31 protein-coding genes are annotated in these 24,340 nt (G+C 26.8%); all 31 read left to right on the forward strand.

Going from position 1 to position 24,340, the window contains the following annotated elements:
• The first annotated feature begins 179 nt into the window (after positions 1–179).
• Positions 180–518 (forward strand): hypothetical protein, encoded by a 339-nt coding sequence (locus Q0F58_RS08995; RefSeq protein WP_294375281.1) that lies wholly within the window; start codon positions 180–182, stop codon positions 516–518.
• 780 nt (positions 519–1,298) lie between these two features.
• On the forward strand, positions 1,299–1,466 hold the full coding sequence (locus Q0F58_RS09000; RefSeq protein ID WP_294375284.1) for a hypothetical protein: 168 nt from the start codon (positions 1,299–1,301) through the stop codon (positions 1,464–1,466).
• Positions 1,467–1,469: 3 nt separating this feature from the next.
• Positions 1,470–1,730, forward strand: coding sequence for a hypothetical protein (locus Q0F58_RS09005; RefSeq protein WP_294375286.1), 261 nt, complete (start codon positions 1,470–1,472; stop codon positions 1,728–1,730).
• A 207-nt stretch (positions 1,731–1,937) separates the two neighbouring features.
• On the forward strand, positions 1,938–2,087 hold the full coding sequence (locus Q0F58_RS09010) for a hypothetical protein (protein ID WP_294375290.1): 150 nt from the start codon (positions 1,938–1,940) through the stop codon (positions 2,085–2,087).
• Positions 2,088–2,102: 15 nt separating this feature from the next.
• Positions 2,103–2,852 carry a hypothetical protein gene (locus Q0F58_RS09015; protein ID WP_294375291.1) on the forward strand — a complete coding sequence of 250 codons (750 nt, stop codon included), beginning with the start codon at positions 2,103–2,105 and terminating at the stop codon, positions 2,850–2,852.
• 283 nt (positions 2,853–3,135) lie between these two features.
• Positions 3,136–3,633: a LuxR C-terminal-related transcriptional regulator gene (locus Q0F58_RS09020; RefSeq protein ID WP_294375292.1), complete on the forward strand. Its 498-nt coding sequence runs from the start codon at positions 3,136–3,138 to the stop codon at positions 3,631–3,633.
• Positions 3,634–3,916: 283 nt separating this feature from the next.
• Positions 3,917–4,507, forward strand: coding sequence for a hypothetical protein (locus tag Q0F58_RS09025; RefSeq protein WP_294375294.1), 591 nt, complete (start codon positions 3,917–3,919; stop codon positions 4,505–4,507).
• 11 nt (positions 4,508–4,518) lie between these two features.
• Positions 4,519–5,076 carry an HK97 family phage prohead protease gene (locus Q0F58_RS09030; protein ID WP_294375296.1) on the forward strand — a complete coding sequence of 186 codons (558 nt, stop codon included), beginning with the start codon at positions 4,519–4,521 and terminating at the stop codon, positions 5,074–5,076.
• 90 nt (positions 5,077–5,166) lie between these two features.
• A complete protein-coding gene (locus tag Q0F58_RS09035) occupies positions 5,167–5,589 on the forward strand; it encodes a hypothetical protein (RefSeq protein WP_294375299.1) in 423 nt (140 codons plus the stop codon).
• Between the two features lie 568 nt (positions 5,590–6,157).
• Entirely contained in the window at positions 6,158–7,009 is an 852-nt protein-coding gene (locus tag Q0F58_RS09040; RefSeq protein WP_294375302.1) for a hypothetical protein, read from the forward strand.
• Positions 7,010–7,200: 191 nt separating this feature from the next.
• Positions 7,201–7,806, forward strand: coding sequence for a recombinase family protein (locus tag Q0F58_RS09045; protein WP_294375306.1), 606 nt, complete (start codon positions 7,201–7,203; stop codon positions 7,804–7,806).
• A 1,110-nt stretch (positions 7,807–8,916) separates the two neighbouring features.
• Positions 8,917–9,180: a hypothetical protein gene (locus Q0F58_RS09050; RefSeq protein WP_294375309.1), complete on the forward strand. Its 264-nt coding sequence runs from the start codon at positions 8,917–8,919 to the stop codon at positions 9,178–9,180.
• 266 nt (positions 9,181–9,446) lie between these two features.
• Positions 9,447–10,670 carry a hypothetical protein gene (locus tag Q0F58_RS09055; protein WP_294375311.1) on the forward strand — a complete coding sequence of 408 codons (1,224 nt, stop codon included), beginning with the start codon at positions 9,447–9,449 and terminating at the stop codon, positions 10,668–10,670.
• Between the two features lie 220 nt (positions 10,671–10,890).
• On the forward strand, positions 10,891–11,205 hold the full coding sequence (locus Q0F58_RS09060) for a hypothetical protein (protein ID WP_294375315.1): 315 nt from the start codon (positions 10,891–10,893) through the stop codon (positions 11,203–11,205).
• 192 nt (positions 11,206–11,397) lie between these two features.
• Positions 11,398–12,045, forward strand: coding sequence for a hypothetical protein (locus Q0F58_RS09065; RefSeq protein WP_294375318.1), 648 nt, complete (start codon positions 11,398–11,400; stop codon positions 12,043–12,045).
• 586 nt (positions 12,046–12,631) lie between these two features.
• Complete coding sequence (locus Q0F58_RS09070; RefSeq protein WP_195951813.1) at positions 12,632–13,144, forward strand: hypothetical protein; 513 nt, start codon at positions 12,632–12,634, stop codon at positions 13,142–13,144.
• Positions 13,145–13,714: 570 nt separating this feature from the next.
• A complete protein-coding gene (locus Q0F58_RS09075; protein WP_195951814.1) occupies positions 13,715–13,864 on the forward strand; it encodes a DUF1778 domain-containing protein in 150 nt (49 codons plus the stop codon).
• 193 nt (positions 13,865–14,057) lie between these two features.
• The gene (locus tag Q0F58_RS09080; RefSeq protein ID WP_221701666.1) at positions 14,058–14,201 is read left to right on the forward strand and encodes a hypothetical protein; all 144 of its coding nucleotides are present in this window, start codon (positions 14,058–14,060) and stop codon (positions 14,199–14,201) included.
• Between the two features lie 177 nt (positions 14,202–14,378).
• Entirely contained in the window at positions 14,379–15,233 is an 855-nt protein-coding gene (locus Q0F58_RS09085) for a hypothetical protein (protein WP_294375331.1), read from the forward strand.
• Complete coding sequence (locus tag Q0F58_RS09090) at positions 15,164–16,396, forward strand: phage portal protein (RefSeq protein WP_294375333.1); 1,233 nt, start codon at positions 15,164–15,166, stop codon at positions 16,394–16,396. The genes Q0F58_RS09085 and Q0F58_RS09090 overlap by 70 nt, the downstream gene beginning before the upstream one ends.
• Complete coding sequence (locus Q0F58_RS09095) at positions 16,359–16,916, forward strand: HK97 family phage prohead protease (RefSeq protein WP_294375336.1); 558 nt, start codon at positions 16,359–16,361, stop codon at positions 16,914–16,916. The genes Q0F58_RS09090 and Q0F58_RS09095 overlap by 38 nt, the downstream gene beginning before the upstream one ends.
• Positions 16,917–16,918: 2 nt before the next feature.
• A complete protein-coding gene (locus Q0F58_RS09100) occupies positions 16,919–18,133 on the forward strand; it encodes a phage major capsid protein (RefSeq protein ID WP_294375339.1) in 1,215 nt (404 codons plus the stop codon).
• A gap of 56 nt (positions 18,134–18,189) precedes the next feature.
• The gene (locus Q0F58_RS09105) at positions 18,190–18,468 is read left to right on the forward strand and encodes a head-tail connector protein (RefSeq protein ID WP_294375340.1); all 279 of its coding nucleotides are present in this window, start codon (positions 18,190–18,192) and stop codon (positions 18,466–18,468) included.
• The gene (locus tag Q0F58_RS09110) at positions 18,461–18,844 is read left to right on the forward strand and encodes a hypothetical protein (RefSeq protein WP_294375347.1); all 384 of its coding nucleotides are present in this window, start codon (positions 18,461–18,463) and stop codon (positions 18,842–18,844) included. Before Q0F58_RS09105 ends, Q0F58_RS09110 begins: the two co-directional genes overlap by 8 nt.
• Before the next feature lie 4 nt (positions 18,845–18,848).
• A complete protein-coding gene (locus Q0F58_RS09115) occupies positions 18,849–19,391 on the forward strand; it encodes a tyrosine-type recombinase/integrase (protein WP_221701660.1) in 543 nt (180 codons plus the stop codon).
• A 164-nt stretch (positions 19,392–19,555) separates the two neighbouring features.
• On the forward strand, positions 19,556–19,870 hold the full coding sequence (locus tag Q0F58_RS09120; protein ID WP_154821310.1) for an HNH endonuclease: 315 nt from the start codon (positions 19,556–19,558) through the stop codon (positions 19,868–19,870).
• Positions 19,871–20,017: 147 nt separating this feature from the next.
• Positions 20,018–20,314, forward strand: a complete 297-nt coding sequence (locus tag Q0F58_RS09125) for a hypothetical protein (RefSeq protein ID WP_294375352.1) — start codon at positions 20,018–20,020, stop codon at positions 20,312–20,314.
• Positions 20,314–21,954 (forward strand): terminase large subunit, encoded by a 1,641-nt coding sequence (locus tag Q0F58_RS09130; protein WP_294375354.1) that lies wholly within the window; start codon positions 20,314–20,316, stop codon positions 21,952–21,954. Before Q0F58_RS09125 ends, Q0F58_RS09130 begins: the two co-directional genes overlap by 1 nt.
• A 15-nt stretch (positions 21,955–21,969) precedes the next feature.
• Positions 21,970–22,227 carry a hypothetical protein gene (locus Q0F58_RS09135; RefSeq protein ID WP_294375357.1) on the forward strand — a complete coding sequence of 86 codons (258 nt, stop codon included), beginning with the start codon at positions 21,970–21,972 and terminating at the stop codon, positions 22,225–22,227.
• 469 nt (positions 22,228–22,696) lie between these two features.
• The gene (locus Q0F58_RS09140; RefSeq protein WP_294375360.1) at positions 22,697–23,920 is read left to right on the forward strand and encodes a hypothetical protein; all 1,224 of its coding nucleotides are present in this window, start codon (positions 22,697–22,699) and stop codon (positions 23,918–23,920) included.
• A gap of 220 nt (positions 23,921–24,140) precedes the next feature.
• On the forward strand, positions 24,141–24,340 hold a 200-nt coding region (locus tag Q0F58_RS09145), incomplete at its 3' end, for a hypothetical protein (RefSeq protein WP_294375363.1).

Raw genomic sequence — 24,340 nt, forward strand, 5'->3', positions numbered from 1 at the left:
ATAAGGATAGACTCTCAACGCAATTAGATTATATCTTAATTGGGTGGTTAATTCAAGGAGGATTAATTACCAATGAATATAAATACATTAAAAAATTACATAGAGAAGTGTAATTCTCACAACGTTATACCAACCCTAAAGGGAGCAGTAATATATAAAAGATTTGGGGTGGTTAGATAATGAGTAGAATGAGATTAGTTAAAAACCTAAATGGTAAGCCAGTAATAGTAAAAAAGGAACTGGAAGAGTATTTAGGTACAAGCGTTAGTAAGTATATAAAAAACCTTATACCTTGTGTTGAGTTTAATGGATTAGGTCAAGGAGCTTTAAGAGTGCAATTTGAAGAATATAATAATGTTTTTTATGAAGATGAAACTATTATATATCTGACACTTGCAGGAGCATTAAAGATAAAAAGAATATTGATGGATAAAAACATAATAAGCTTAGATATAAATATGCTAAGAAATAGATTGGAGCAAGGCTTAATATTAAGATTAGAGGGAATGGTGGGATAATATGATAATAATAAATACAAAAGATATTTTTTATAATATTGCTAGAGGGTATTTTGGAGTTAAGGAGAAAAAAATAAAAAATGCAAGATAAGAAAATAGATGAAATAATAATTAAATTATTAGAGATTCAAAATAAATTAAAATAATAACTTAAAGAGGATAACGTAAATTTGGCGTTATCCTTTTTTTATTATTTATAAAAGGAAAAATAATATATAGCTATAAAAACGACCACAAGATTATTAGATAAAATTTAATACAAATACATATTAAAACATTAAATAAAAATAAAAAACTCTTATATTAGCAAATAAGCAGAAAATATTTAAAAATAAAAAGCAGTAATTGACATAATATAAAATTAATAATAAAATTAATAATAAAATTAATAATGCAAAATATTTTTTAATATAGTTTTAAATGACCCCTTTTAATGGGTTGGGGTAGACTATATCCAATTACAATAGAAATGTCCACTTTGAATGGGTTGGGGTAAACTATATCCAATTACAATAGAAATGTTACTTTTTTATGGGTTGGGGTAAACTATATCCATTTTTAATATGAATAACAAAGATCATCTTATTTTTAGCGATAAGATGGTCTTTTTTTGTATTCTAATTTGTCCGTAAAAAAGAAATGGAGAAATGAAAGTATTTATAAAAATATGATGTAAAATTTAATACAAATACAAGTTAAAACAAAAATAATAACAATAAAGGGGGATGAGGATATGGAGAACGATTTTTCTTTAAGTGATGCTGAAAAAGAAGAGAAGATATGAAAGAGAATATTATTCTAAGAATAAAGAGAAAAGAAGGGAATATCAAAGGGAGTATTATAACAAAAATAAAGAAAAGAAAAGAGAATATTTTAAGCAATATTATCAAGAAAATAAAGATAAGAGAAAAGAATGGAATAAAAGGTACTGGAATAGGAGAGCAGTAAAAAATGAAAAATAGAAGAATTAATTATAGTTTAGAGGAATGGGAATTAATATTTTATAAGTTTAGAGTTATTGAGAAGTTATCTATAGGAGTTTCATATAAAGCGTTAGCAGTAGATTTAAAGGAAAATGGATATCTATGTACTGGAGAAGCAGTTAGAAAAGCAGTTGCAATGATAGAAACACATACTTATAAAGAAATTGCAGCAATAACAGGAATATCAAAAAGTACATTGATTAGATATATGAAAAATAATAGAAATTAAAGTTAAATATATATAATCAGTAAAATATAAATTTTAGAGATTATTAGTATAAAAATACTCAAAGCATACTTTTTTATATTAATAGCTCCTTTTTTATATACTTTACTAAATAATACTCATAAAAAACTATTTTACGGGGTGACGGATATAGAAATAAAATAAAAATAGAAAAAGAAATAAAAATAAAAATAAAAAGGTGTGAGAGTTGTGGAGCAAGAGAAAGTAGCAGAGCAAAGAGCTATTGAAGAAAGAAGAAGGTATTACAGAGAATACTACAAGAGAAATCCAGATAAAAGAAAAAAATATATAGAAAATTATTGGAAGAAAAAAGCTTTGGGAAAAGAGAATTATAAATAAAAGGGAGAGAAAATAATGAGCTATTCTTATGAGTTTATAAAAGAAATAATAGAAAGAATTGATAAAGGAGAAAACCTAAAAAATATAGCACTTGAATTAAGAATGAATGAAGAGTATTTAAGGAAAATAATAAGGGAGAAAGGCTTTAAATATAGCAAGAAGTTAGGGATGCATTACCATAAAGATTATCATAATGAAGTAATTCAGCAAGAACCTTTTGAGAGATGTATGGAGTTATGGTTTAAGAGATATAAAGGCATAGATACAAAGAATCACTATGGAGATATTCCAAGAGATGAATACTGTAGTTGTGAAACAATAATAATTGAATCAGAATTAAGTATTCAATTAGCTAATGAATTAATTCAAGAAGCAGAAGAAAGAGTGCTACCAGTATCTTTAATAATTGAAGAAAAACTATTAGATCAATTAGAGAAAAATAGGCCAACTACAGATAATAAGCTTAAAGATAAATATATAGATACTATGTGCGAATATGCACATGTTTTTAGAGATGATAATGAGAAAATAGAAACATTAAAAGAAATGAAGGACAATATCTCTAAGTATTCAATTAAATTTACTTATAAGGATATATGGGAAGACATTGACACTTATAAGAGATATTACTTAATGGCACAAGGATATTCATTAGAGCAAGTTAGTGATTTAGTAAAAGATATTGATTTATTAGAAGAGCATTATAGAATTCAAAAGGAATCTGGTGGAAATATGAACTATGAAGATGTTGAATCAGAAATATAAAAATATATTACTGATTAGATACTAAAACCGTAAAAAAATAATTGGTGTGTATTCAAAGAGTGAAATGAAAATTACTACATATATATGCACTAAAAAATATATATCCGTAATCGTACCCCATATTACCGATTCATATAAATACAATAAATTATTGATAAGCTTAGTAAAATCAATGCTTAAGGGGATATTTCAATAAAGGTAAAAAAAATTAAAAATTTAAAATTATAAAATTAAATAATTATTTCCCAAAATTTAAAATAGTTTTGGTCAGATAGTGGACATTTTGGACAAAATAAAAGGAGGTGGGGAAATTGGGAAAGTAAATATAATGGAACATCTTGAAAGTATTGCAACATGGGCATTAGAGGGATATTCAGAAAAACAAATAGCAGAAAAATTAGGCATATCAGATAGAACTTTAAGGCGTTATAAGCAAAAAAATAAGGAAGTTTTGTCCGCTTTGGACAAGTCAAAAATAAGGGCAAACATGAATGTAGAATTAACGTTATTAAATAGTGCTTTAGGCTATGAATATGAAGAAGAAGAAGTATCAAAAGAACGGATAGTTTATTTTGACGAGAATGGTAAGAAGGTAATAAAAGAAACCCCAGTAGTAATAAAGGTTACAAAAAGAGCCAAGCCTGATATAGTAGCACAGAAATATTGGTTAAATAATAGGAAAGCAAGGTATTGGAATGACAATCCACATAAAGTAATTAATGATAAAGAGTTACTGGAGCTTAAGAAGAAAGAGCTTGAAAGCAAAGGAATTGATTATTAAGAATATAGAAGTAAATATATTTGAATAAAAGGTACACATACCAAAAACACTATTATCTGCTTAAAGTTCATTTGTTCCTATAAAACAATATAGCAATAATTATATTTTTAAAAATAAACAATACTCTAGCGCTATGTACTAGGGTACAATACCCCGGGGCCTATAAAAATGTTGAAAAAGAAAGCTAAAAAAACCCGATTTCAACTTTTTCTTAAAAAAATCCCCGAAAATAAGAAAATTTAATATGAAAATATAAAAAATATGATTAAGAGGTGGTAAAAGTATGGTTAAAAATTATGATAAAGAGTCAACTAAGATTTTTGAGGAGTATAGTAAGAAACAAAAAAAAATTGAAAATGAAATTAATATCAGAGAAGAAAAGGAAAAACTGTTACAAGAAGAATTAAAAAAAGTAGAATTAGAAATGGTTGCAAGCCTAAATGAAGAAGATAATGATAAAAGATTAATTAAAGCATTTGAATTTAAAAAGAAAATAAAAGTATTAAAAAATGATATTTCGGAAAATAATGAAGAGATTCAATTTTTAAGAGATAGTATTGCTGGATTATTTGCTGGGGATATATTAAAAATGGTTAATGATATAGAAAAGGTAGAATCTAAATATGATGAACAATTAAATGCAGCTATTGAGAAGTTAAATAAAATAAAAGAAGAAGAAAAAAAAATTAAGAATGAAATAGTTTATATCAAAGGGAGAAAACATTTTTTAAAAAAGAAATGTTTTAAATATTCAAGCAATGTATTAAAAGGGGCTAATGTTAATGGAGAAGGAAAAAATGAAATTTATTTAAAGTGTTGGGCAGATCCTGATATTGTTTATGAAACATTAAGAAATATAATCAAAAACAGATAGGTGAACATTATATGGAAATTAAAATAAAAAAAGATTACATTACTGTAGATGGGTATGTAAATGTAGTAGCTAGAGATAGCAAAAAAATATATTCTCCTACTGGTTGCTTTATTGAACAGGTATTACCCAGGGGTTGGAGCAGGGCATTAAGAAAAGCTGATGATGTTAAATTATTATTTAATCATGAAAAAGATAGAGAATTAGGTTCAATTGAAAAAGGTAATTTAGAACTATATGAAGATGCAATAGGGTTAAGAGTAAAGTGTAAAATTTATGATAAAGAAGTTATCAAAGAATCTAGATTAAAGAATATTAAAGGTTGGTCATTTGGTTTTGTTGCTAAAAAAGATAGGTGGGAAAATATCAAAAATGGTTTAAAAAGAAGATACCTAGTAGATATTGATTTAATAGAGGTATCGATTTTAACAGAAGAGCCAGCTTATACTGGTTGTTTGGCAGAAGTTAGGGGAAGTACGGAATGGGAAATAAGATATGTATTTGATTCAGAATTAGAAGAATTAAGAGCTTTTCATGAACAAATTACATATATGTTAGATTTAAAAGAGTGATAAGTGAGATTAGTAATGAATTATAATCTATTAAAAAAGAAGATAATCTACTTAAAATATGTAATATGACTTTGATTATGTATTAGTTTAATGGTGGTGGATTCAGCAACAGAAGCATTAGACGAAAGCGAAGTACCACAAGATGGTAGATTTTTATTAGTTACTCCAGCAACATATAGAGTAATGAAAAAATCAAAAGATATAGCAATGGAAACTGATATAGGTCATGATATGAGAATAAAAGGGATAGTAGCTGAATATGATGGAATGTCTGTTTTAAAAGTACCATCAAATAGAGTGCCTGAAGAGTGTGGCTTTTTAATAGGTCATCCAATGGCAACAACTTCACCAGTAAAATTAGCTGAATATAAAATACATGAAGACCCACCAGGAATTAGTGGGGATTTAATAGAGGATAGAGTGTACTATGATGCATTTGTACCAAAAAATAAAAAGAAAGCTCTTTACTATCAAAAGAAGCTTACAACTGTATTAAAAGCCAAAGGTAAATAAATCTGTAGTAAAATTTGTTGTAAAATAATTTAATATTCTCTCTTTCTAAATAAAAAGATGATGTCTTGAAATAGGGTATCATCTTTTTTTTGTATCATTAAACTATATTTTAATAAATGTACTAAAAAACCATATCAAAAGTGGTTAGTTATTTATATTGTTTTTACTATACTTTTTAAAATTTTTATGGAAATAAATAAGGTTTTTTGATACAGATAAATATAAAAAGTATAAATTACCATTTTTATATTGGTAATATCATTTAAGCATTTTTAATTGAGAATTTTTAAAGTAGGTAGAATAAGAAAACATTAAATAGATTTTAATATAAGAGCAATATTAATTGATTTTTTACTAAATGAGAATAAAGGAAAAAGATTTAATACTATAAAAGGGTATATGAACGCTATATTAGATTTTGATTTTTACCTTAAGTTTATAAATAAGAGTTGGAACAGAGTAATAGAACAAGATTTATTTTTATATTCAGAAATTTTAAAGAAAGTAGATATTGAGCGAAGGGGAATAAAACTTAGGGTTAATTATGTAAGGAGTTTTCTAAAATATTATGAAAGTAACAAGTTTAAGAAAAAATTTTTATAGCAGAAAGTGGATAGATGATTTCAAGATACAAGTTACACCAGAAGATTTAGGAATGGGGTTTATAGTAAGTTTTATAATAGATTGGGGAAATGATAAAAATATGACACAAGAAACTATTGATACCTATTTTAGAGAGTGGGGCGAATTAGAAAAGTTTTGTGCGTTGATAAATAAGGATATAGGGTATCTCAATATGAGTGATATGGAATTATATAAATTATTATTAGAGCGTAAAGGGTATATAAAAAGAACTGTAACTAAGAAGTTTGGACAAGCTATGTTTATTGCAATACTACACATGAAGTATGAAGAGCATGGCATACTTTTATATCCAAGCAGAAAAAACAAAAAGAAAGTAAGAGAAAGAAGAAAGATAGAAATGAAACGAAAGGAGGTAGAAAAGTTAAAACAAAAAGAAATTGAATTATTAGAGAAAATCAAAGAATATGATGAAGAAACTTATAAAGAAGGGGATAAAATAAATAAAATTTTAATTAAAATATGGCTAGATCCATCAGAATATGATTTAGTAAATGAATGGGCTAAATGTAAATGGAACATTGATAAGCTTTCAAAAAAAAGATTTTTAACTAAAAGAAATACAGAAAATCAAGTATCAAAGGTAATAACAAAGTTAAAACCAGTTGTTTTTACAAATGAAAATAATCCTTTTATAAAAGAAAAAAATATAAAAGTAAATAAAAATATTTGTTTTGCAGATAAGGTTATTGATGTATTTCTGAAAGAAGATATTGTATTAATATCCAAAGATGAATATGTAAAACTTTTGGAGTTAATAACACTAAAAGTGAATTAAAAATAAAGGAATTTTACAATAATAAAAAAAGTGTATCAAAAAACGAACGTTTAACGATGCGTGGAGAATTTAAGAGAAAACACCTAATAAATGGCTTAAAATCGTTATTAAATATGTATCATTATACTTAATGGGTTTGATGATACATATTATAATTAACTCATAAGAATTGATAGAGTGAGGAGTTAAAAATGATAGTAAGTTATTTAAGAGTAAGTACATTAAATCAAGAAGTGGGTAGACAAGAATATCAATTAGATAAATTAAATATAAAGTTTGATAAGGAATATATAGATAAATGTACTGGAAAAAATAAAGAAAGACCACAATTAATTAAAATGATGAATGAATTAAAAGAAGGAGATATTCTTTATTGTGAAAGTATCAGCAGATTAGGAAGAAACCTAAAGGACTTAATTGAGATAGTAGAGCAATTAATTAATAAAGGCGTTAGAGTTATTTTAGTAAAAGAGGGTATCGACACTAGCACAACAACCTATAAGTTATTAATAGGTATATTTGGAGCAATAGCAGAAATGGAAAGAGAAACTATCCAAGAAAGAACATTACAGAGTATAGAAAGATTAAAAGAGATAAAATCAAATACTGGTGAAGTTGCTACCAAGAGTGGTAAATGGTTTGGTAGAGAAGAAAAGAAAGTTAGTGATTTACCGAAAGACTTTAAAAAATATTATGACAAAATGTTAAATAAAGAAATAACAAAAGTAGAAATGGCTAAGTTATTAGGTGTTGGTAGAGCAACTCTTTACAGATGGATTAAATTATATGAGGAATAATAAATATATTGCAACGGTGATTTTTAATCAGCGTTGCAATATAAAAAATCTCCACATGTGGGGAAAGCGCCAATTTGACGGTATCAATATAACTAAAAGAGGACGGCAAAATATTTTGCTGCCCTCTTTTTATATTAAATGTTTTAGGTGTTGGAAATACCAACAACGGAAATTTAACTATTAACTCTAAAATCGGTATTGACGATTTTAAAAGTAGGAAATTACGACCTTTGAATTTCATAAATATAAGCTGACCCGGTGAATTACAGGGTCATGTATCAAGATAATACATCATATATTTTAAAATTTAAGTTGTGGTCAATTAAATTGACCTCGGATTTTTCTGAAATAGTTTTTTAAAGGCATTCTAAAGAGTGTATTATGCATTTTAAAATATTTTTTTATATTTTGAAAATTTATTATGAAGGTGGTGAAATTTTTCCCGATAAGTTGGGAAAGAGTATTTATAAAATTCGGAAATGAAATCTCGATACTAGGTTTAAATTATGAGTTAAAGGCTTAAATAAATCTAAGCTATAAGTATATAGTGAATATAAAAATATTTAAAAGTGGGTCGGTTTGCTCGACCGACTCATCTGAAGATGCGTCGTCCGACGTCGCCCCCCTAGAAAAAGAAAATATATATTATAAATATTTTATACAAACTAAACGGATATATCTGTTTAGTATTATATTAACCTATCCTATTCTTACCTAATCTATCCTTACCTAACCTGTGTATCCAAATTGTATACATATGGTATACCAAACTATGGACTAATTATTATATTTGGAACGTAGCATTTTAATCGGTGCAAACTTGCACTCAGCAAAGCAAAAAAAATAAGTCCTTCAAAAAGACTTGTTTTAGCTGGGGGAACGATTTGTTCACTCAGATGTAATTTACAGTTAGAAAAAATAATAGAAGAATTTAAAAGTGGGTGAACATAAATCACTCACTTTAATATAGAAATAGATGAGTGAATGTAAAAGTAGGACTATCCCAATTTGAATAGTGATAAACTAGCTTATAGGATATTTTTATAAAGATATAAAAATAAATTACCCAAGAGAAATATTTCACTGGGAAGCATTGGAGGAAAAAGAAGAATGAAAGAGAATTTAAGAAAAGATTATATAGCTTATGATGGAACATTAAAGGATATTAAAAAGTATTATGCAGAAAAGATACAAGCTAGTGAAAAAGTAAGAATTGATATAAATAAGTCGAGTGATCCATTTGAAATGTTAGATTTAAGCCTACTATGTATTTACTTTTTAACTGGAGATAAATTATTTTACGAGCAGAATAGACAGAAATTAATAAACATTATTGCCAGTTATGATGGAAAAAGATTTAATTTTGAAAATTAAAATTATTGAAAATATAAGTATTAAAAAGTGGAATATTTGGAAATGTGATGGTATAATAAATTTAAACAATAAAAAAAGACCTCGCACTTTTAAATATACTGCAAATATATTTAAAAGTTACTTAATAGGTAACCGTACTACCTAAAAAGCATTGAAGCCTTTTAACTAAGGACAGTATAGCATTTAGTTAAAGAATTTTCAAGCCTTTTAGGATAATAATACCTAGAAGGCTTTTTTGTTGAACTAAATGAAGAGAGGTTATATAAATGGGAATATTAAAATTAGAATATGATTTAGGATTTACACATATAGTACAAGCTTCAAAGGGAACAATGAAAAGACTTGAAGCAATTAGTCCAATAGAAATAAATTCAGAAGAATATAAAAATAAAAAAGATATATATTACACGCCTAATACGTTCAATTCTCCAATAAGAAGAGAAAGAGAATATTTATGGCAATTACATAGATTTTATATTGATATAGACCATAAAACAGGTACTGAACCAATAGACCAATTTGAAGTAGTTGGAGCAGTAGAGCAGTTAGTTGAAGAAAAGAAAATTCCACAACCAACAGAATATATAAATAGTGGTAGAGGAATACATATATATTGGGATATTAATAACTGTCATATAATGCTTTTAGACCTTTGGGAAAAGATAGAGAATTATTTATTTAACATAATAAAAGAATTGGAAAGAAGTATAAAAAATATATCAGTAGATAGTAGAGTAAAAGACCCTACAAGACTTTTAAGGTTACCAGGAAGTATAAACAGTAAAAGTAATAGCAAATGTTATAGTATGCTTAAAAACAATGGCAATATATATAATATATTTGATTTAAAAAAGGCTTATATTAAGGTGAATAAGCAATATAAAAATAATAAAAGTAAAATTACTTATTTACCTACAAAAAACTTATATACGTTAAATATGAGCCGTATAGAAGATTTTAAGCATATAGTGAGTTTAAGAAATGGAGATATTAAAGGGTACAGAAATACTTTAATTATGCTTTATAGTTATCATTATAGGCTTGTAAATGAGGTTACAGTTGAAGAGTTAATTAAAGTTACTAAGGAGTTTAATAAAAGCTTTAAAGAGCCATATAAAGCAAAAGAATTAATATCAGTATGCAGAAGTGTAAATAGAACAGTAAAACACTTTCAAGAGGATAATAACAAAGGATATAAATTCACTAATAAATATATAATTAATGCTTTAGATTTAGAAGAGCAGGAGCAAAGAAAACTATTAACTATTATATCTACTTGTGAGAAATATAGAAGAAAGAATGAAAAAAGAACGCCAAGAAATAAAGAGGGATTAACACCAAAACAAGCAAAGATACAGGAATTAAAGAGGAATATAGCTGATTTAAAGAGAGAAAATTTTACTAATACAATAATAGCAAAACAATTAAATATACCAATAAAAACGTTAGAAAGGCATATAACTAACATGAGGAAAGAGGGGCTTTTATAGATACCCTCAAAAAATGGTCTTTAATAAAGTGTGTATAGTGCTATTTGCATCTATTATTAGAATACTATATTTAAATAGATATTAAGTACCGGGGTTTAATATTGAGTGATTAGGATATGAGGGTTTTCCCTTGTATCTTTTTTTATTTAAATTTTTACTGTATTATTTTTAATAAGTGAACAATATCATTTATTATAAATGAACAAATTTAGGGGGGATTATGAGTACAGAATATTATTTAAGAGAAAGTAATGATAAAACATTAAAACAATTCTTTAATAGATTTTATTGCATACCTAAAGATATTAATTTAACTAAGGAGCAAAAAGAATTTTTAGAGAGCGTTAATCATACACCAGTAAGTGAAAATGTATTAAACGGAAAAGATGGTTATATAGTATTTAGAAAAGGTAAAAAATTAAGTGCTGAACAAGTAGAGCAGATTAAAAATGATACTGGAAGCTATAGAGCAAAGGCAAAGAAATATAAAGTATCCCTTGGTACAATAAGTAAGATTATGAATGATAAATATTAAAGTAACGTTGCAGTAACGTTACAGTAACGCAATAGAAGAAGAAAGAGAATAAGAAAGAGAAAAATAATTAATATAACTCGGAAAGATTTCCGTCATTACATAAAATAAGAATATATTATCAAGGTAATATTTGGTAATATAATATATTATAATAGTTTATTTTTGTAATATATGTATTTTAGGGGGTTACAGATGAATAGAGAGGAATTTAACCAATTGGATATAAAAGGTCAAGTTGATTATTTCAATGAGGAATTAAAGCAGGAGAATAATAATTTTAATGCTATATGTAAGAGCCTAGGAATATCAAAAAATACTATATTAAATAGATTTAAGGTTAATGGGTTTGAGCCATTAAGAGCAGGACAAAGGATAATAGGATTTTCCCATCACGTTGGGAAAGAAGAAAATAAGAAAACTTTAGAGTCGGATAACATGACTTTAACCGCTCAAAATTGTTCAGTTGAAATAAAAAATTTAACTGCCGAAAATTCGGCTGTCAAAAATCCAATTTTGGATAGCGAAAAGTTGATGGTGAAAAATAAAAGTAAGGCGAGTGATCCAAAAGATATAAATTTAATTTTAAAGAGAATTGAGTTGCTGGAGAAGAAAGTTGAAGAGTATAACACAAAATTATGTTGTACTAAAGAATATCTAAACGGAGACCTCCGTTCAGATAAAAATTTTATAAATAGTTATGAGAATACCACAACTAAAACGTTCAAAATTGATGTAGAAGTATATCAAGAACTAGAAAATTTATTTGATAAATACAAGATGTATAAAAGGCAGGATATAGTTAGTAGCTTATTAAAATATGCCTTAGATAATATTGAGTAATATTTTATAATATTTAGTAATATAGTAAAATAGCCATATTATAAAAGTTTATTACTGTTGTAATATTAAGTAATATTTAGACAACAAGTTGGCGAAATGGTGATTTATATTCACCGTTATTAACCACCGAAAAATTCCGTTAGTTAATATCAAACTGCGCGTTTTATCTAATAAAAATGCGTAAAAAATCAATATTATAAAAATAATATTTTGTAAGTCTAGTAATATCAAGGCTTTAATAAAAAACTGCGTGATTTAAATATTCTGCGCAGTTTTTTTCATTTCTATTTTTTTAAATTTACGGTTTTAAGCCATTATTATCAATTTGATAACACAACTTTACAGTAAAGTTTTTGCTTAGATCTCTATATCATTTAGATGTTACTTTATTCAAATAATAAAATAAATAAATCCAAGCTATAATAATAAAAAGCATTATTAAGAATATTATTATTTTTATTAACAAAGTTAAAAATTTTTGCATATATACAACTCCTTAAACTAAATAAAGATTAATTTTATAACTAAAAAAATTATGGTATAATTTAATGTATTATCAAATTATACCATAAATAGGGGGAGGATTATGAAATTCATTTATACTAATACTATTGATCAATATACTAATTACTTAAAATTAGAAAAATTGAAACTTAAAATATTAAAAAAAATATTTCCAATAATTTTTTTAATAATTTTTTTAATAGGTTGTTTTTTTTGGTTTAATCATAAAATAACAAATATACAAATAATATTAGTTTCACTTGAAACTTTAATTCCTGCTATATTCTTTTTATATTTTCCTGAGATATACTTTTCAATTTCAAAAAAAATAATTAAAAGATTAATATTATCATATAAGGTTCTACCAGAAAAAGAATTAGAAGTATGTAAACATGAAATAATCTATAAATTCTCTAATAATCACGTAGATAAATTTTCATTTGATAATATAAAAAATATTTTAGAATTTGAAGATTCTATATATATATTAAGAAATGATAATAACTCTTTAATATATACTCCAATTATTCCAATTAGTACGTTTGAAAATGAAGAAGCTAAAAAAGAATTTATAGAATTACTTTCAAAAAAATAAAAATAAAAAAATATTAGGGGATTGGAGATTATTTCAATACTATTAAAAACTGTTTAAAAACAATAAAAAAGACTGCGTAGGGCTATATTCTGCGCAGTTTTTTTGTTATGCTTAAAATTTAATTCTGGCCTGATAAAATATAAGGGTAACTGAAATAATTTCATTATTAATTTTAATTGGTGCAAACCTGAACTAATCACCAAAGGAGCATAAGGGGAATTTCCACTTATCCAATAAAGTAATTGGAGAGGAAGTTTCCCTTTGAGTAATACCCCCTAAAAATATTTTAGTGGTTAATTTTAAAGAAAATACTCCCTTTTTAAAGGGGCAGGATAAGGAGGTGTGAATTTTTAGCACATATTCAACGCAAAGCCTTGAGATTACTAGCTTTTAAGGTGGTGAATAAGGTGTGAACTTTTATAAAGTGTGGTGAAATAGTGTGAAGATATAGCCAAAAGTGGCTTAAATACAAGGGTTGTGATGTGATGAAAAAAAGAATAATAGAAATATTAAAAAAAATATTGACATAGCCGTACTAGTACGGCTATAATAATTACAGGAGGTGAGGAAATGGAAAAACAAAAGAAAGTTAGATTTGAATTAAAAATAACAGAAGATGAAAAAAGAATGTTAAAAGCTTCAGCAGCTCAAAATGGAAAACCAGTTAATAAGTATGTTATTGATTTAGTAAAAGAAGATAATAAGAAAAAAGAAGAATAAAAAAAAGCCCACCCATAAGGATAGACTCTCAACGCAATTAGATTATATCTTAATTGGGTGGTTAATTCAAGGAGGATTAATTACCAATGAACATAAAAACATTAAAAAACTACATAGAGAAGTGTAATTCTCATAATGTTATACCAACCCTAAAGGGAGCAGTAATATATAAGAGATTTGGGGTGGTTAGATAATGGATAAGGAATTTAAGAAAGAATGGATAATTAAGATAATTAATAAAATTGAGGATAAAGAATATTTAGATTTTCTTTTCGGTTTTACTAAGGGATATGTTGATATTCAAAGAAAGAAAAGGGGAAATAAAAATGAAAAATAATAATTTAGATGAAATAATAATTAAATTATTAGAGATTCAAAATAAATTTAAATAATAACTTAAAGAGGATAACGCAAATTTGGCGTTATCCTTTTTTAAAAAAAATTTCCCGCGGTGTCTACGAATGAATAAAATAAAATTAATATATTACATTTAGTAAATTAAGGAGCATTTTATATGGATAATAATAAGATACATGGATTTAGAAAAAGAGGAACTGAATTAGCATTTAAAAGATATGCAGGAAACATAATAGAAGTTAAAAAAGATATAATTTCTTATCTTCCAAGACAATATGAGTATCAAAATTATATGAGTAATTTTATTATGGCAGGTCGACCAGTAAGGAAGGGGATACTTATTGCAGAAAAGTTATTGGAAGAATTAGAAAAAGAAGCAGTAAAAAAAGATGTTGATTTATCAAGCTTAATAAGTACATATTTACTTGAACAATTAGAAAGAAATAAACGAACAAGTATACTTGGAAAAGGGAAAACTAAAGGTAAATTAGCATATATTTTAAATAATTTGTATGAGGGGTCTAATTTTATACAATATGTAGAAAGTAAAAAAGAATTTGAAGAGAATATATTTTCAAACAGAGAAATAGAGGAAGCCTTAACATATGAAACCACTATTTTTGATGAATATATTTATATAGAAAATTATTTGAAAGGAAAAGGCTACACTAAAGAGCAGATAGAAAAATTACAAAAAGAAGAATGGGAAGAGTATGGAACAATTGTAAATAATGGAATTACTATGGTAAAGCCATATTCAATAGAACTAGAAATAAGGTTAGAGTTTAATGGGAAAGTATTAAAAGAACTTACACACAACCATATAGTTCCTGTGTTTGTATCTGCTAGACTAGGATTTCATTATGTTTTTATGAAGGGAAAAAATACACCAAAAACATATGAAGAAATAGAAGAATTAATAAATGAGGGGGGATATAAGATTTGGGATTATTACGCAAAATTTTTAGAAATAGAGTTCAACAAGAAGAACAATCCTCAAAAAGAAGAGTAGAAGTAATGAACGGTGGACCTGCAATATTTACACAGTTTAGTGGTAATGCATATGAAAGTGATATTTACAGGTCAGCCGTTGATTCAATAGCGAGAAATGTGGCTAAGTTAAAGCCAGTTCATGTTGTAACAATAGAGAGAAACAGAAAAGATGGAGATAATTCCTTAAATAGAATATTACAAGTAAGACCTAATCAATATATGACTTCATACGATATGATCTACAAGATAGTAACTCATTATTATTTATACAATAATGCATTTGCTTATCTACAGAAAGATGAAAATGGAAAATTAACAGGCATATATCCATTAAGTCCAGTAAACATGGAATACTTAACAGACTTAACAGGAGAATTATATTGTAGATTTTTCTTTGCTGGAGATAAGCAGGTAACACTACCTTTTAGAGATGTTTTCACCATAAGAAGATTTTATAATTCAAATGATTTATTAGGTGATAAAAATACGGCAATATTAAATACTTTGGATTTAGCACATACACAGAATGAAGGTATAGCAAATTCTATAAAATCTAGTGCGACAATAAAAGGATTATTAAAGTATAACCAGATATTAAGTCCAGAGAACTTAAAGAAGGAAAAAGAAGAGTTTATCAAAGATTATTTATCTATAAGCAATAATGGAGGAATAGCCGCATTAGATAGCAAAATGGATTATGTTCCTTTAGAAATTAAAGGTGTAGCCATTGATAATGAGCAAATGTCAGCAATAAAGCAAAAAATATATGATTACTTAGGAGTATCAGAGAAAATCGTTAATAGTACATACAATGAAGATGAATGGTCAGCTTTTTATGAAAGTGTAGTAGAAGCATTAGGAGTTCAAATTTCATTAGAATTAACCGATAAAATATTTACTCAAAGGGAACAAGCCTTTGGTAATTCAATACTTATGGAAGCTAATAGATTGCAATTTGCTAGTAATACAACAAAAGTAAATATGATAAAAGAATTATTCCCATTAGGCTTATTTACAGTAAATCAAGCATTAGAAATATTAAATCTACCTAGCATAGAAGATGGGGAGAGAAGGGTACAGACCTTAAATGTTGCTAATACAAAAATAGTTGATGAATACCAAATGAATAAGAAAGGGGTAAAAAATGAAGGAAATAAGAAACACCAAAATACAGAGCAATAATGAATTGGAGTTAATAGGAACACCAATCGTATTTGACCAAGAAACAATAATTAATGACCCTATGGGAAGTTATAAAGAAGTCATAAAGCGTGGGGCTTTGGATTCGGCAGACCTAAGCGACATACGTTTATTATATAATCATGATTTTAATAAATTACCACTTGCAAGAGTACCAAAGACAATGCAATTCAGCGTTGATGATAAGGGTCTTCATATGAGGGCAGTTTTACCAAACACCGAAGAAGCTAGGGCAGTACATACGGCAGTATGCAGGGGTGATTTAACAGGTATGAGTTTTGCTTTTAAAGTACCAAAAGACGGCAGTTTTTATGATAGTAAAACTAATACTAGAACAATAACAAAAATAGAAAAAGTTTATGAATGTAGCGTAGTTCCTTTTCAAGCTTATCAAACTACATCAGTTGAAGCTAGAAATCAAATAATAGCAGAGCAGGACAAGGACAAGCAAAAAGATGAATTAAGAATAAAAATAAATCAAATTTTGAAAGGAAGTATTTAAAAATGAAATTTAAAAATATAGCAGAAGCATTTAATTATTATAGAAATCATAGCATAGCAGACATTGAAAAGAGAACGGCAGAGATAGGGAATTTAATTAATACAGACCCTAATATAAATATTCAAGAATTAAATATTGAACTAGAAGGTTTAAAACAAGCTAAGGAAAATATTGAAGAAAGAAGCCAAGGGAATCCACAGTTTAACCCAATAACAGGAATGAATTTTAATAGAGGAACAGAAAGAGTGCCAGGTGATGTATTTGAAAGTACAGAATACAGAAATGCGTTTTTTAAAACAATGTTAGGGCAAAAGTTAACAGTTGAAGAAGAAAGAACTTTTAAAAGAGCTATGGAAATAGTTGATACAGAAAAAAGAGCAGATGCATTTAGTACAACAACTAATAGTGCTGCAATTTTACCAACTCATACATTAAATGAAATAATTAAAAAAGCTAGAACAATGGGAGGTTTAATATCTCATTGCAGAAGTTTTAATATTCCATCTAATATATCAGTACCTATTGGAACACCTAGCACAAAAGCAAAGTGGCATACAGAAGGTGAAAAAGTAGATTCAGAAAATCCAGCAGAAAACATTGCTAAAGTTTCATTTGCTGGATATGAAATAATAAAAATATTCTCTATTTCAGCAAGTTCAAAGAAAATGAGTATTTCAGCATTTGAAAGCTATATTATCGAAGAATTAACAAATTGTGTTATGGAATGTATAGCAGATTCATTAGTAAACGGAACTGGAACAAATCAAGGGACTGGAATAGCAACAGGAATTACATGGAATAATAAAAATAGCTTTACATTTACAGATAATGTGGCTTATACAGATTTAACTAAAATGTTAGCGAAATTAAAAAGAGGATATTCAGCAGGAGCAAAATGGGCTATGAATAATGCAACTCTATATAATTCAATCTATGGACTTGTAGATGGTACAGGCAGACCGATATTTATATCAGACCCAAAGAATGAGAATATAGGATACATATTGGGTAAGCCTGTTATCATTGATGACAATATAGCAGATGACACTATATTCTTAGGGAACTTTAATTACTTAGGTTTCAACATTCCAGAGGGCATAGTTATAGAAACATCAAGAGAAAGTAGTTTCAAATATGGAATAATTGATTACAGAGCATTAGCAATAGCAGACACTAAGCCATTAGTTGCAGAAGCATTTATAAAATTATCAAAATAAGGATAAAATCAAAGGGTGTCCGATTTGGACACCTTTTTAATAAAGAAGGTGAAGAAGTGATATTAACACTAGAAGAAGCAAAGTTAAACTTAAGGATGAGTCTTGAAGATGACTTTGATGACAAACTTATAACAGGACTTATAAAATCAATTCCAGATTACTTAGAAACTAAAACAGGCTCGAGATGGGAAGAAGAGCCGATTAATCCATTAGTTAAAACTCTAGCAGGATATTTAATATGTTCAATGTATGACCAAAATTTTGAGCATTATGAAAAACCTATAAATAACCTTTTGATGGTATTAAGTTCAATGGCGAGGACTGAAAATGAGTGAAGCAATAAAAAGTAAAATAAAAGGATATAGGAAGCTAGAGGAAAAGATAATTAAAAAACATAATGAAAAAATACAGAAAATTGAAAAAATAATTAATATCCTAGAAAATAAATCTCAAATAAAAGAAGATGATAATTTTGAAACTATAGTATTTAAAAAATATTTAGAGTTAGAAAGTGTAAGAGCAGTAGCCAATTACATAAACGAATTAGGATATAGAGTTAAAACAAATAGTTATATTGGAGAAAGAAAATATATAGGCACAGATATAACAAAAATAATTTTAAGTGATTTAGATATAGATAAAGAGCTTAAAGAAGTTGTAAAACTTATTCAAGAATTAAATTATGAACATATGTCAAAAAAATGGGGGTGATGTAATGACAGAGCCTATAAAAGATAAGAGCGTAGTAAAAAATATAATGAAAAGTTTAGAAGGTGAAAACCAAAGAAACGCCATTATGTTTGGATTAGGGATATATTGCGGATTCAGAATAAGCGATATTTTAAATTTAAAAGTAAAAGATGTAAGAAGAAAGTGGAATTTAAAAATAAAGCAACAAAAAACAGGAAAGATGATAAATATTCCATTAAATAGAGAATTAAAGAAATTAATTGATGAATATACAGAAGATATGAAAGATGATGATTATTTAATCAAGAGCAGGAAAGGAATTAATCAACCAATAACAAGGACACAAGCTTATAGGATTATGAAAGAGATAGAAGAGTATTTTAATATAGAGAACTTAGGGTGTCATGGAACAAGAAAGACATTTGCATATTGGTTATATATGGACAATAAGAAGGATATAGGATTAGTTCAAAAGGCATTAGGACATCAATCAAGTGCAACAACATTAGCGTATATTGGTATGGATACAGAGAGATTAAATAATGCAATAAAGAAAATAAAATATTAATTTAGATTAAATAAGTAATGTTTTTTATATGAGGTTACATTGATATTTAAGAGTGTTAATAAATGGCATAGTATCAATTGCTAAGGTGGTGTAGGTGGGAGGTAACATTCTCATAGTAAAAATACATTCAAGGCATAAAAAATTATATAAATAAAGGAGTAATAATGGCTAAAGAATATGCAAAAGGCTTCTACAATAGTATTCAATGGATTAAGTGTAGAAGTTCATTTATGAAGAGTAAGAATTATATTTGTGAAAGATGTGGAGGATTAGCAAAGATAGTTCATCATAAGAAACATATAACACCAATGAATATAAATGACTTTAATATAACTTTAAATTGGGATAACTTACAAGCCTTATGTTTAGAGTGCCACAATAGTGTTCATGGAATTGGTGGAGCAACAGTTGATGGTGTAGCATTTGATGAAAATGGAGATTTAATTTATACCCCCCCACATAACAAGGATATTATTTAACCAGCCACGCCGAGTGGCTACCTAATTAAACCCCTCCAAGAAATTTTAAATTTTAGGGTAGGGTAAAACAAAGAAAGTAGGTGAATTTTAAGAAATGTTTGAGAAAAATAAAGATATATCAAAAGAGATGAAGCAACTTAAAAAGTTTTGAAATTAATTCCAAAAGATAGGCTACCAATAGCACAAAATATTTATAATGAACTTTTATTCATTCAAAGAACTTTAGATAAATTGAAAGAAGAAGTTGAAACACAAGGTACAACAACATTATTTAAGCAAGGGCAACAAGAATTTTTAAGAGAGAATCCAGCATTAAAGGGATATAATACAACATTAAAAAATTATAGTAATTTATCAAAACAATTAGTAGATTTATTACCACCAGTTAAAATAGTAGAAGAAGCAGATCCATTAATGACTTTCATTAAGGAGCAACAAAAATAATGAATTATGTTATTGAATATTTTGAGAAAATAAAAGCTGGTGAATATGTTGTATCTAATAGAGTGTACAAGCAATATGAAAAAATGGTAAATGATATTTATAATTCAGACAAATATATATTTGATGAAGAAAGAGCATTAAGACCAATAAAATTTATTGAAACATTTTGTAAGCATAGTAAAGGTGAGTGGGCTGGAAAACCTGTAATACTAGAATTATTTCAAAAGGCGTATATATCAGCATTATTTGGTTTTATAGATAAAGAAACTAATTTAAGAAGATATAAAGAAAGTATGTTTTATGTAGCAAGGAAAAATGGAAAGTCAACAATGCTTAGTGGGATAGCTGCTTACATGATGATAGCAGATAATGAAGCAGGAGCAGAGATATATTCATGTGCTACAAAGAAAGACCAAGCAAAGCTAGTATTTGATGAAACATTAAATATGATAAACCAAAGCCCTTATCTATCAAAGCATATCAAGAAGAGAAAGAGTGATTTATATTTCCCTTTAACCATGAGTAAGTTCCAACCGCTTGGAAAAAATTCTGACACATTAGACGGATTAAATGCACATTGTGTAATTATAGATGAATTACATGGCGTAAAAGATAGAAATTTATATGAGGTAATGCAACAATCACAATCAGCAAGAAGGCAACCGTTATTAATAATGATAACTACTGCTGGAACAGTAAGAGAGTGTATTTTTGATGATATTTATGAGTATTCATGCAATATTGTAGATGGAACTTTCGAAGATGATACATTTTTGCCGATAATATATGAATTAGATAAAAAAGAGGAATGGTTAGATGAAAGATGTTGGAGCAAATCGAATCCATCATTAGGAGCAATAAAAAAGCTAGATGACCTAAAAAGGAAAGTAGAAAAAGCAAAGAATAGTCCGAAAGATTTAAGCGGGGTATTAACTAAGGATTTTAATATAAGAAATACCCTAAGTAATGCATGGTTAAACTTTGATGATATTAATAATACAGAAACTTTTGATATAGAAAATTTTAAAAATTTCTATGCAATAGGGGGAGCGGATTTATCCATCACAACAGATTTAACATGTGCAACATTATTATTTATAGATAAGGAAACAGAAAAAAGATATATACATCAAATGTATTGGCTACCTAGTGAAAATTTTAATGAAAGAGTTAAGATTGAAAAAATACCATATGATAAATGGTTAGAAAGAGGATTAATAAGGCTATGTAATGGTAATAGCATTAATTATAGTGATGTTACGGCTTGGTTTATTGAAATGCTCAATAATTATGGAATAACACCTTTATGGATTTACTATGATAATTATTCAGCTAAATACTGGGTTGAGGAAATGAAATCTCATGGCTTTAAAATGGAAAGATGTATTCAAGGGGCAAAAACTTTGAGCCTACCAATGCAACAACTAGGGGCAGACCTTAAAGCAAAAAAGATTAATTATAATAATAATCCAATTTTAAAATGGTGCTTAACTAATACGGGAGTTAAAGAAGATAGAAACGGGAATATAGTACCAATTAAGAATCAATCAGCAAAGCAGAGAATTGATGGCGTAGCTTCAATGTTAGACGCTTATGTTGGATTATATGAACATTATGAGGAATTTATAAGAGCATTATAATTGCAGGAGGTATGAATGATTAAAGAAATAGAAAATAATTTAAGAGCCAAATACATAGAGCATAAAGGGAAAGCAAAACAATATTATTATTCAGAAATGATAAAAGCTAGTGAAAAGGTTAGAGTTGATATTAATAAAGAAGATGATCCATTGAAGATGTTAGATTTAAGTCTATTATGTATTTACTTTTTAACTGGTGATAAATCTTTTTATAAACAGAATAGGGACAAGATTATAAAATTTATTGCCGAATATAATTATAAATCCATATAAAAAGTATTATTTTCAAGACTTATATATTTTATAAAACCAACAATAAAAAGTCAAATAATGTTTTATACAGTAAAATTTTAATTTTATATGGTATGAGTACGTAAATAATATGAATTATTTCAATGAAATGTAATTAAAAAAGTTGAAATTAAAGTAAAAGGTACTGTATCATTATTTTATGGGTATATAACACTAGGAGGACGATGAAATGAAAATAATAAGAACATATGGAATATTTGGAATACATGAGGTATAATATATTTAAATTTAAAAATAAAAAAAAGACCTCATGCTTTCAAATATACTGCGAATATATTTAAAAGCAACTAAATAGGTAACCGTACTACCTAAAAAGCTTTGAAGTCATTTAGATGATGTTATTTTAACACCTTTTTTGATGAATTTCAATAGCCTTTTTAGGGTTACACCTAGAAGGGCTTTTTTTTGTACATCAGAAAGGGAGAAAAAAATGGGAATAGCACAATTAGAATATGATTTAGGATTTACACATATAGTACAAGCTTCAAATGGAACAATGAAAAGACTTGAAGCAATTAGTCCAGCAGAAATAAATTCAAAAGAATATAAAAATAAAAAAGATATATATTACACGCCTAATACATTCAATTCGCCAATAAAAAGGGAAAGAGAATATTTATGGCAATTACATAGATTTTATATTGATATAGACCATAAAACAGGTACTGAACCAATAGACCAATTTGAAGTAGTTGGAGCAGTAGAGCAGTTAGTTGAAGAAAAGAAAATTCCACAACCAACAGAATATATAAATAGTGGTAGAGGAATACATATATATTGGGATATTAATAACTGTCATATAATGCTTTTAGACCTTTGGGAAAAGATAGAGAATTATTTATTTAACATAATAAAAGAATTGGAAAGAAGTATAAAAAATATATCAGTAGATAGTAGAGTAAAAGACCCTACAAGACTTTTAAGGTTACCAGGAAGTATAAACAGTAAAAGTAATAGCAAATGTTATAGTATGCTTAAAAACAATGGCAATATATATAATATATTTGATTTAAAAAAGGCTTATATTAAGGTGAATAAGCAATATAAAAATAATAAAAGTAAAATTACTTATTTACCTACAAAAAACTTATATACGTTAAATATGAGCCGTATAGAAGATTTTAAGCATATAGTGAGTTTAAGAAATGGAGATATTAAAGGGTACAGAAATACTTTAATTATGCTTTATAGTTATCATTATAGGCTTGTAAATGAGGTTACAGTTGAAGAGTTAATTAAAGTTACTAAGGAGTTTAATAAAAGCTTTAAAGAGCCATATAAAGCAAAAGAATTAATATCAGTATGCAGAAGTGTAAATAGAACAGTAAAACACTTTCAAGAGGATAATAACAAAGGATATAAATTCACTAATAAATATATAATTAATGCTTTAGATTTAGAAGAGCAGGAGCAAAGAAAACTATTAACTATTATATCTACTTGTGAGAAATATAGAAGAAAGAATGAAAAAAGAACGCCAAGAAATAAAGAGGGATTAACACCAAAACAAGCAAAGATACAGGAATTAAAGAGGAATATAGCTGATTTAAAGAGAGAAAATTTTACTAATACAATAATAGCAAAACAATTAAATATACCAATAAAAACGTTAGAAAGGCATATAACTAACATGAGGAAAGAGGGGCTTTTATAGATACCCTCAAAAAATGGTCTTTAATAAAGTGTGTATAGTGCTATTTGCATCTATTATTAGAATACTATATTTAAATAGATATTAAGTACCGGGGTTTAATATTGAGTGATTAGGATATGAGGGTTTTCCCTTGTATCTTTTTTTATTTAAATTTTTACTGTATTATTTTTAATAAGTGAACAATATCATTTATTATAAATGAACAAATTTAGGGGGGATTATGAGTACAGAATATTATTTAAGAGAAAGTAATGATAAAACATTAAAACAATTCTTTAATAGATTTTATTGCATACCTAAAGATATTAATTTAACTAAGGAGCAAAAAGAATTTTTAGAGAGCGTTAATCATACACCAGTAAGTGAAAATGTATTAAACGGAAAAGATGGTTATATAGTATTTAGAAAAGGTAAAAAATT

The organism is uncultured Clostridium sp. (assembly GCF_934754915.1).
Lineage (GTDB): Bacteria > Bacillota > Clostridia > Clostridiales > Clostridiaceae > Clostridium.

Coding starts and splice junctions, on each gene's coding strand:
- Q0F58_RS09050 (WP_294375309.1), top strand. CDS start 8,917: ATGAAAGAGAATTTAAGAAAAGATTATATAGCTTATGATGGAACATTA.
- Q0F58_RS09115 (WP_221701660.1), top strand. CDS start 18,849: ATGACAGAGCCTATAAAAGATAAGAGCGTAGTAAAAAATATAATGAAA.
- Q0F58_RS09075 (WP_195951814.1), top strand. CDS start 13,715: ATGGAAAAACAAAAGAAAGTTAGATTTGAATTAAAAATAACAGAAGAT.
- Q0F58_RS09120 (WP_154821310.1), top strand. CDS start 19,556: ATGGCTAAAGAATATGCAAAAGGCTTCTACAATAGTATTCAATGGATT.
- Q0F58_RS09130 (WP_294375354.1), top strand. CDS start 20,314: ATGAATTATGTTATTGAATATTTTGAGAAAATAAAAGCTGGTGAATAT.
- Q0F58_RS09085 (WP_294375331.1), top strand. CDS start 14,379: ATGGATAATAATAAGATACATGGATTTAGAAAAAGAGGAACTGAATTA.
- Q0F58_RS09025 (WP_294375294.1), top strand. CDS start 3,917: ATGGTTAAAAATTATGATAAAGAGTCAACTAAGATTTTTGAGGAGTAT.
- Q0F58_RS09140 (WP_294375360.1), top strand. CDS start 22,697: ATGGGAATAGCACAATTAGAATATGATTTAGGATTTACACATATAGTA.
- Q0F58_RS09070 (WP_195951813.1), top strand. CDS start 12,632: ATGAAATTCATTTATACTAATACTATTGATCAATATACTAATTACTTA.
- Q0F58_RS08995 (WP_294375281.1), top strand. CDS start 180: ATGAGTAGAATGAGATTAGTTAAAAACCTAAATGGTAAGCCAGTAATA.
- Q0F58_RS09100 (WP_294375339.1), top strand. CDS start 16,919: ATGAAATTTAAAAATATAGCAGAAGCATTTAATTATTATAGAAATCAT.
- Q0F58_RS09000 (WP_294375284.1), top strand. CDS start 1,299: ATGAAAGAGAATATTATTCTAAGAATAAAGAGAAAAGAAGGGAATATC.
- Q0F58_RS09095 (WP_294375336.1), top strand. CDS start 16,359: ATGAAGGAAATAAGAAACACCAAAATACAGAGCAATAATGAATTGGAG.
- Q0F58_RS09060 (WP_294375315.1), top strand. CDS start 10,891: ATGAGTACAGAATATTATTTAAGAGAAAGTAATGATAAAACATTAAAA.
- Q0F58_RS09065 (WP_294375318.1), top strand. CDS start 11,398: ATGAATAGAGAGGAATTTAACCAATTGGATATAAAAGGTCAAGTTGAT.
- Q0F58_RS09040 (WP_294375302.1), top strand. CDS start 6,158: ATGAAAGTAACAAGTTTAAGAAAAAATTTTTATAGCAGAAAGTGGATA.
- Q0F58_RS09035 (WP_294375299.1), top strand. CDS start 5,167: ATGGTGGTGGATTCAGCAACAGAAGCATTAGACGAAAGCGAAGTACCA.
- Q0F58_RS09110 (WP_294375347.1), top strand. CDS start 18,461: ATGAGTGAAGCAATAAAAAGTAAAATAAAAGGATATAGGAAGCTAGAG.
- Q0F58_RS09045 (WP_294375306.1), top strand. CDS start 7,201: ATGATAGTAAGTTATTTAAGAGTAAGTACATTAAATCAAGAAGTGGGT.
- Q0F58_RS09080 (WP_221701666.1), top strand. CDS start 14,058: ATGGATAAGGAATTTAAGAAAGAATGGATAATTAAGATAATTAATAAA.
- Q0F58_RS09030 (WP_294375296.1), top strand. CDS start 4,519: ATGGAAATTAAAATAAAAAAAGATTACATTACTGTAGATGGGTATGTA.
- Q0F58_RS09015 (WP_294375291.1), top strand. CDS start 2,103: ATGAGCTATTCTTATGAGTTTATAAAAGAAATAATAGAAAGAATTGAT.
- Q0F58_RS09135 (WP_294375357.1), top strand. CDS start 21,970: ATGATTAAAGAAATAGAAAATAATTTAAGAGCCAAATACATAGAGCAT.
- Q0F58_RS09005 (WP_294375286.1), top strand. CDS start 1,470: ATGAAAAATAGAAGAATTAATTATAGTTTAGAGGAATGGGAATTAATA.
- Q0F58_RS09055 (WP_294375311.1), top strand. CDS start 9,447: ATGGGAATATTAAAATTAGAATATGATTTAGGATTTACACATATAGTA.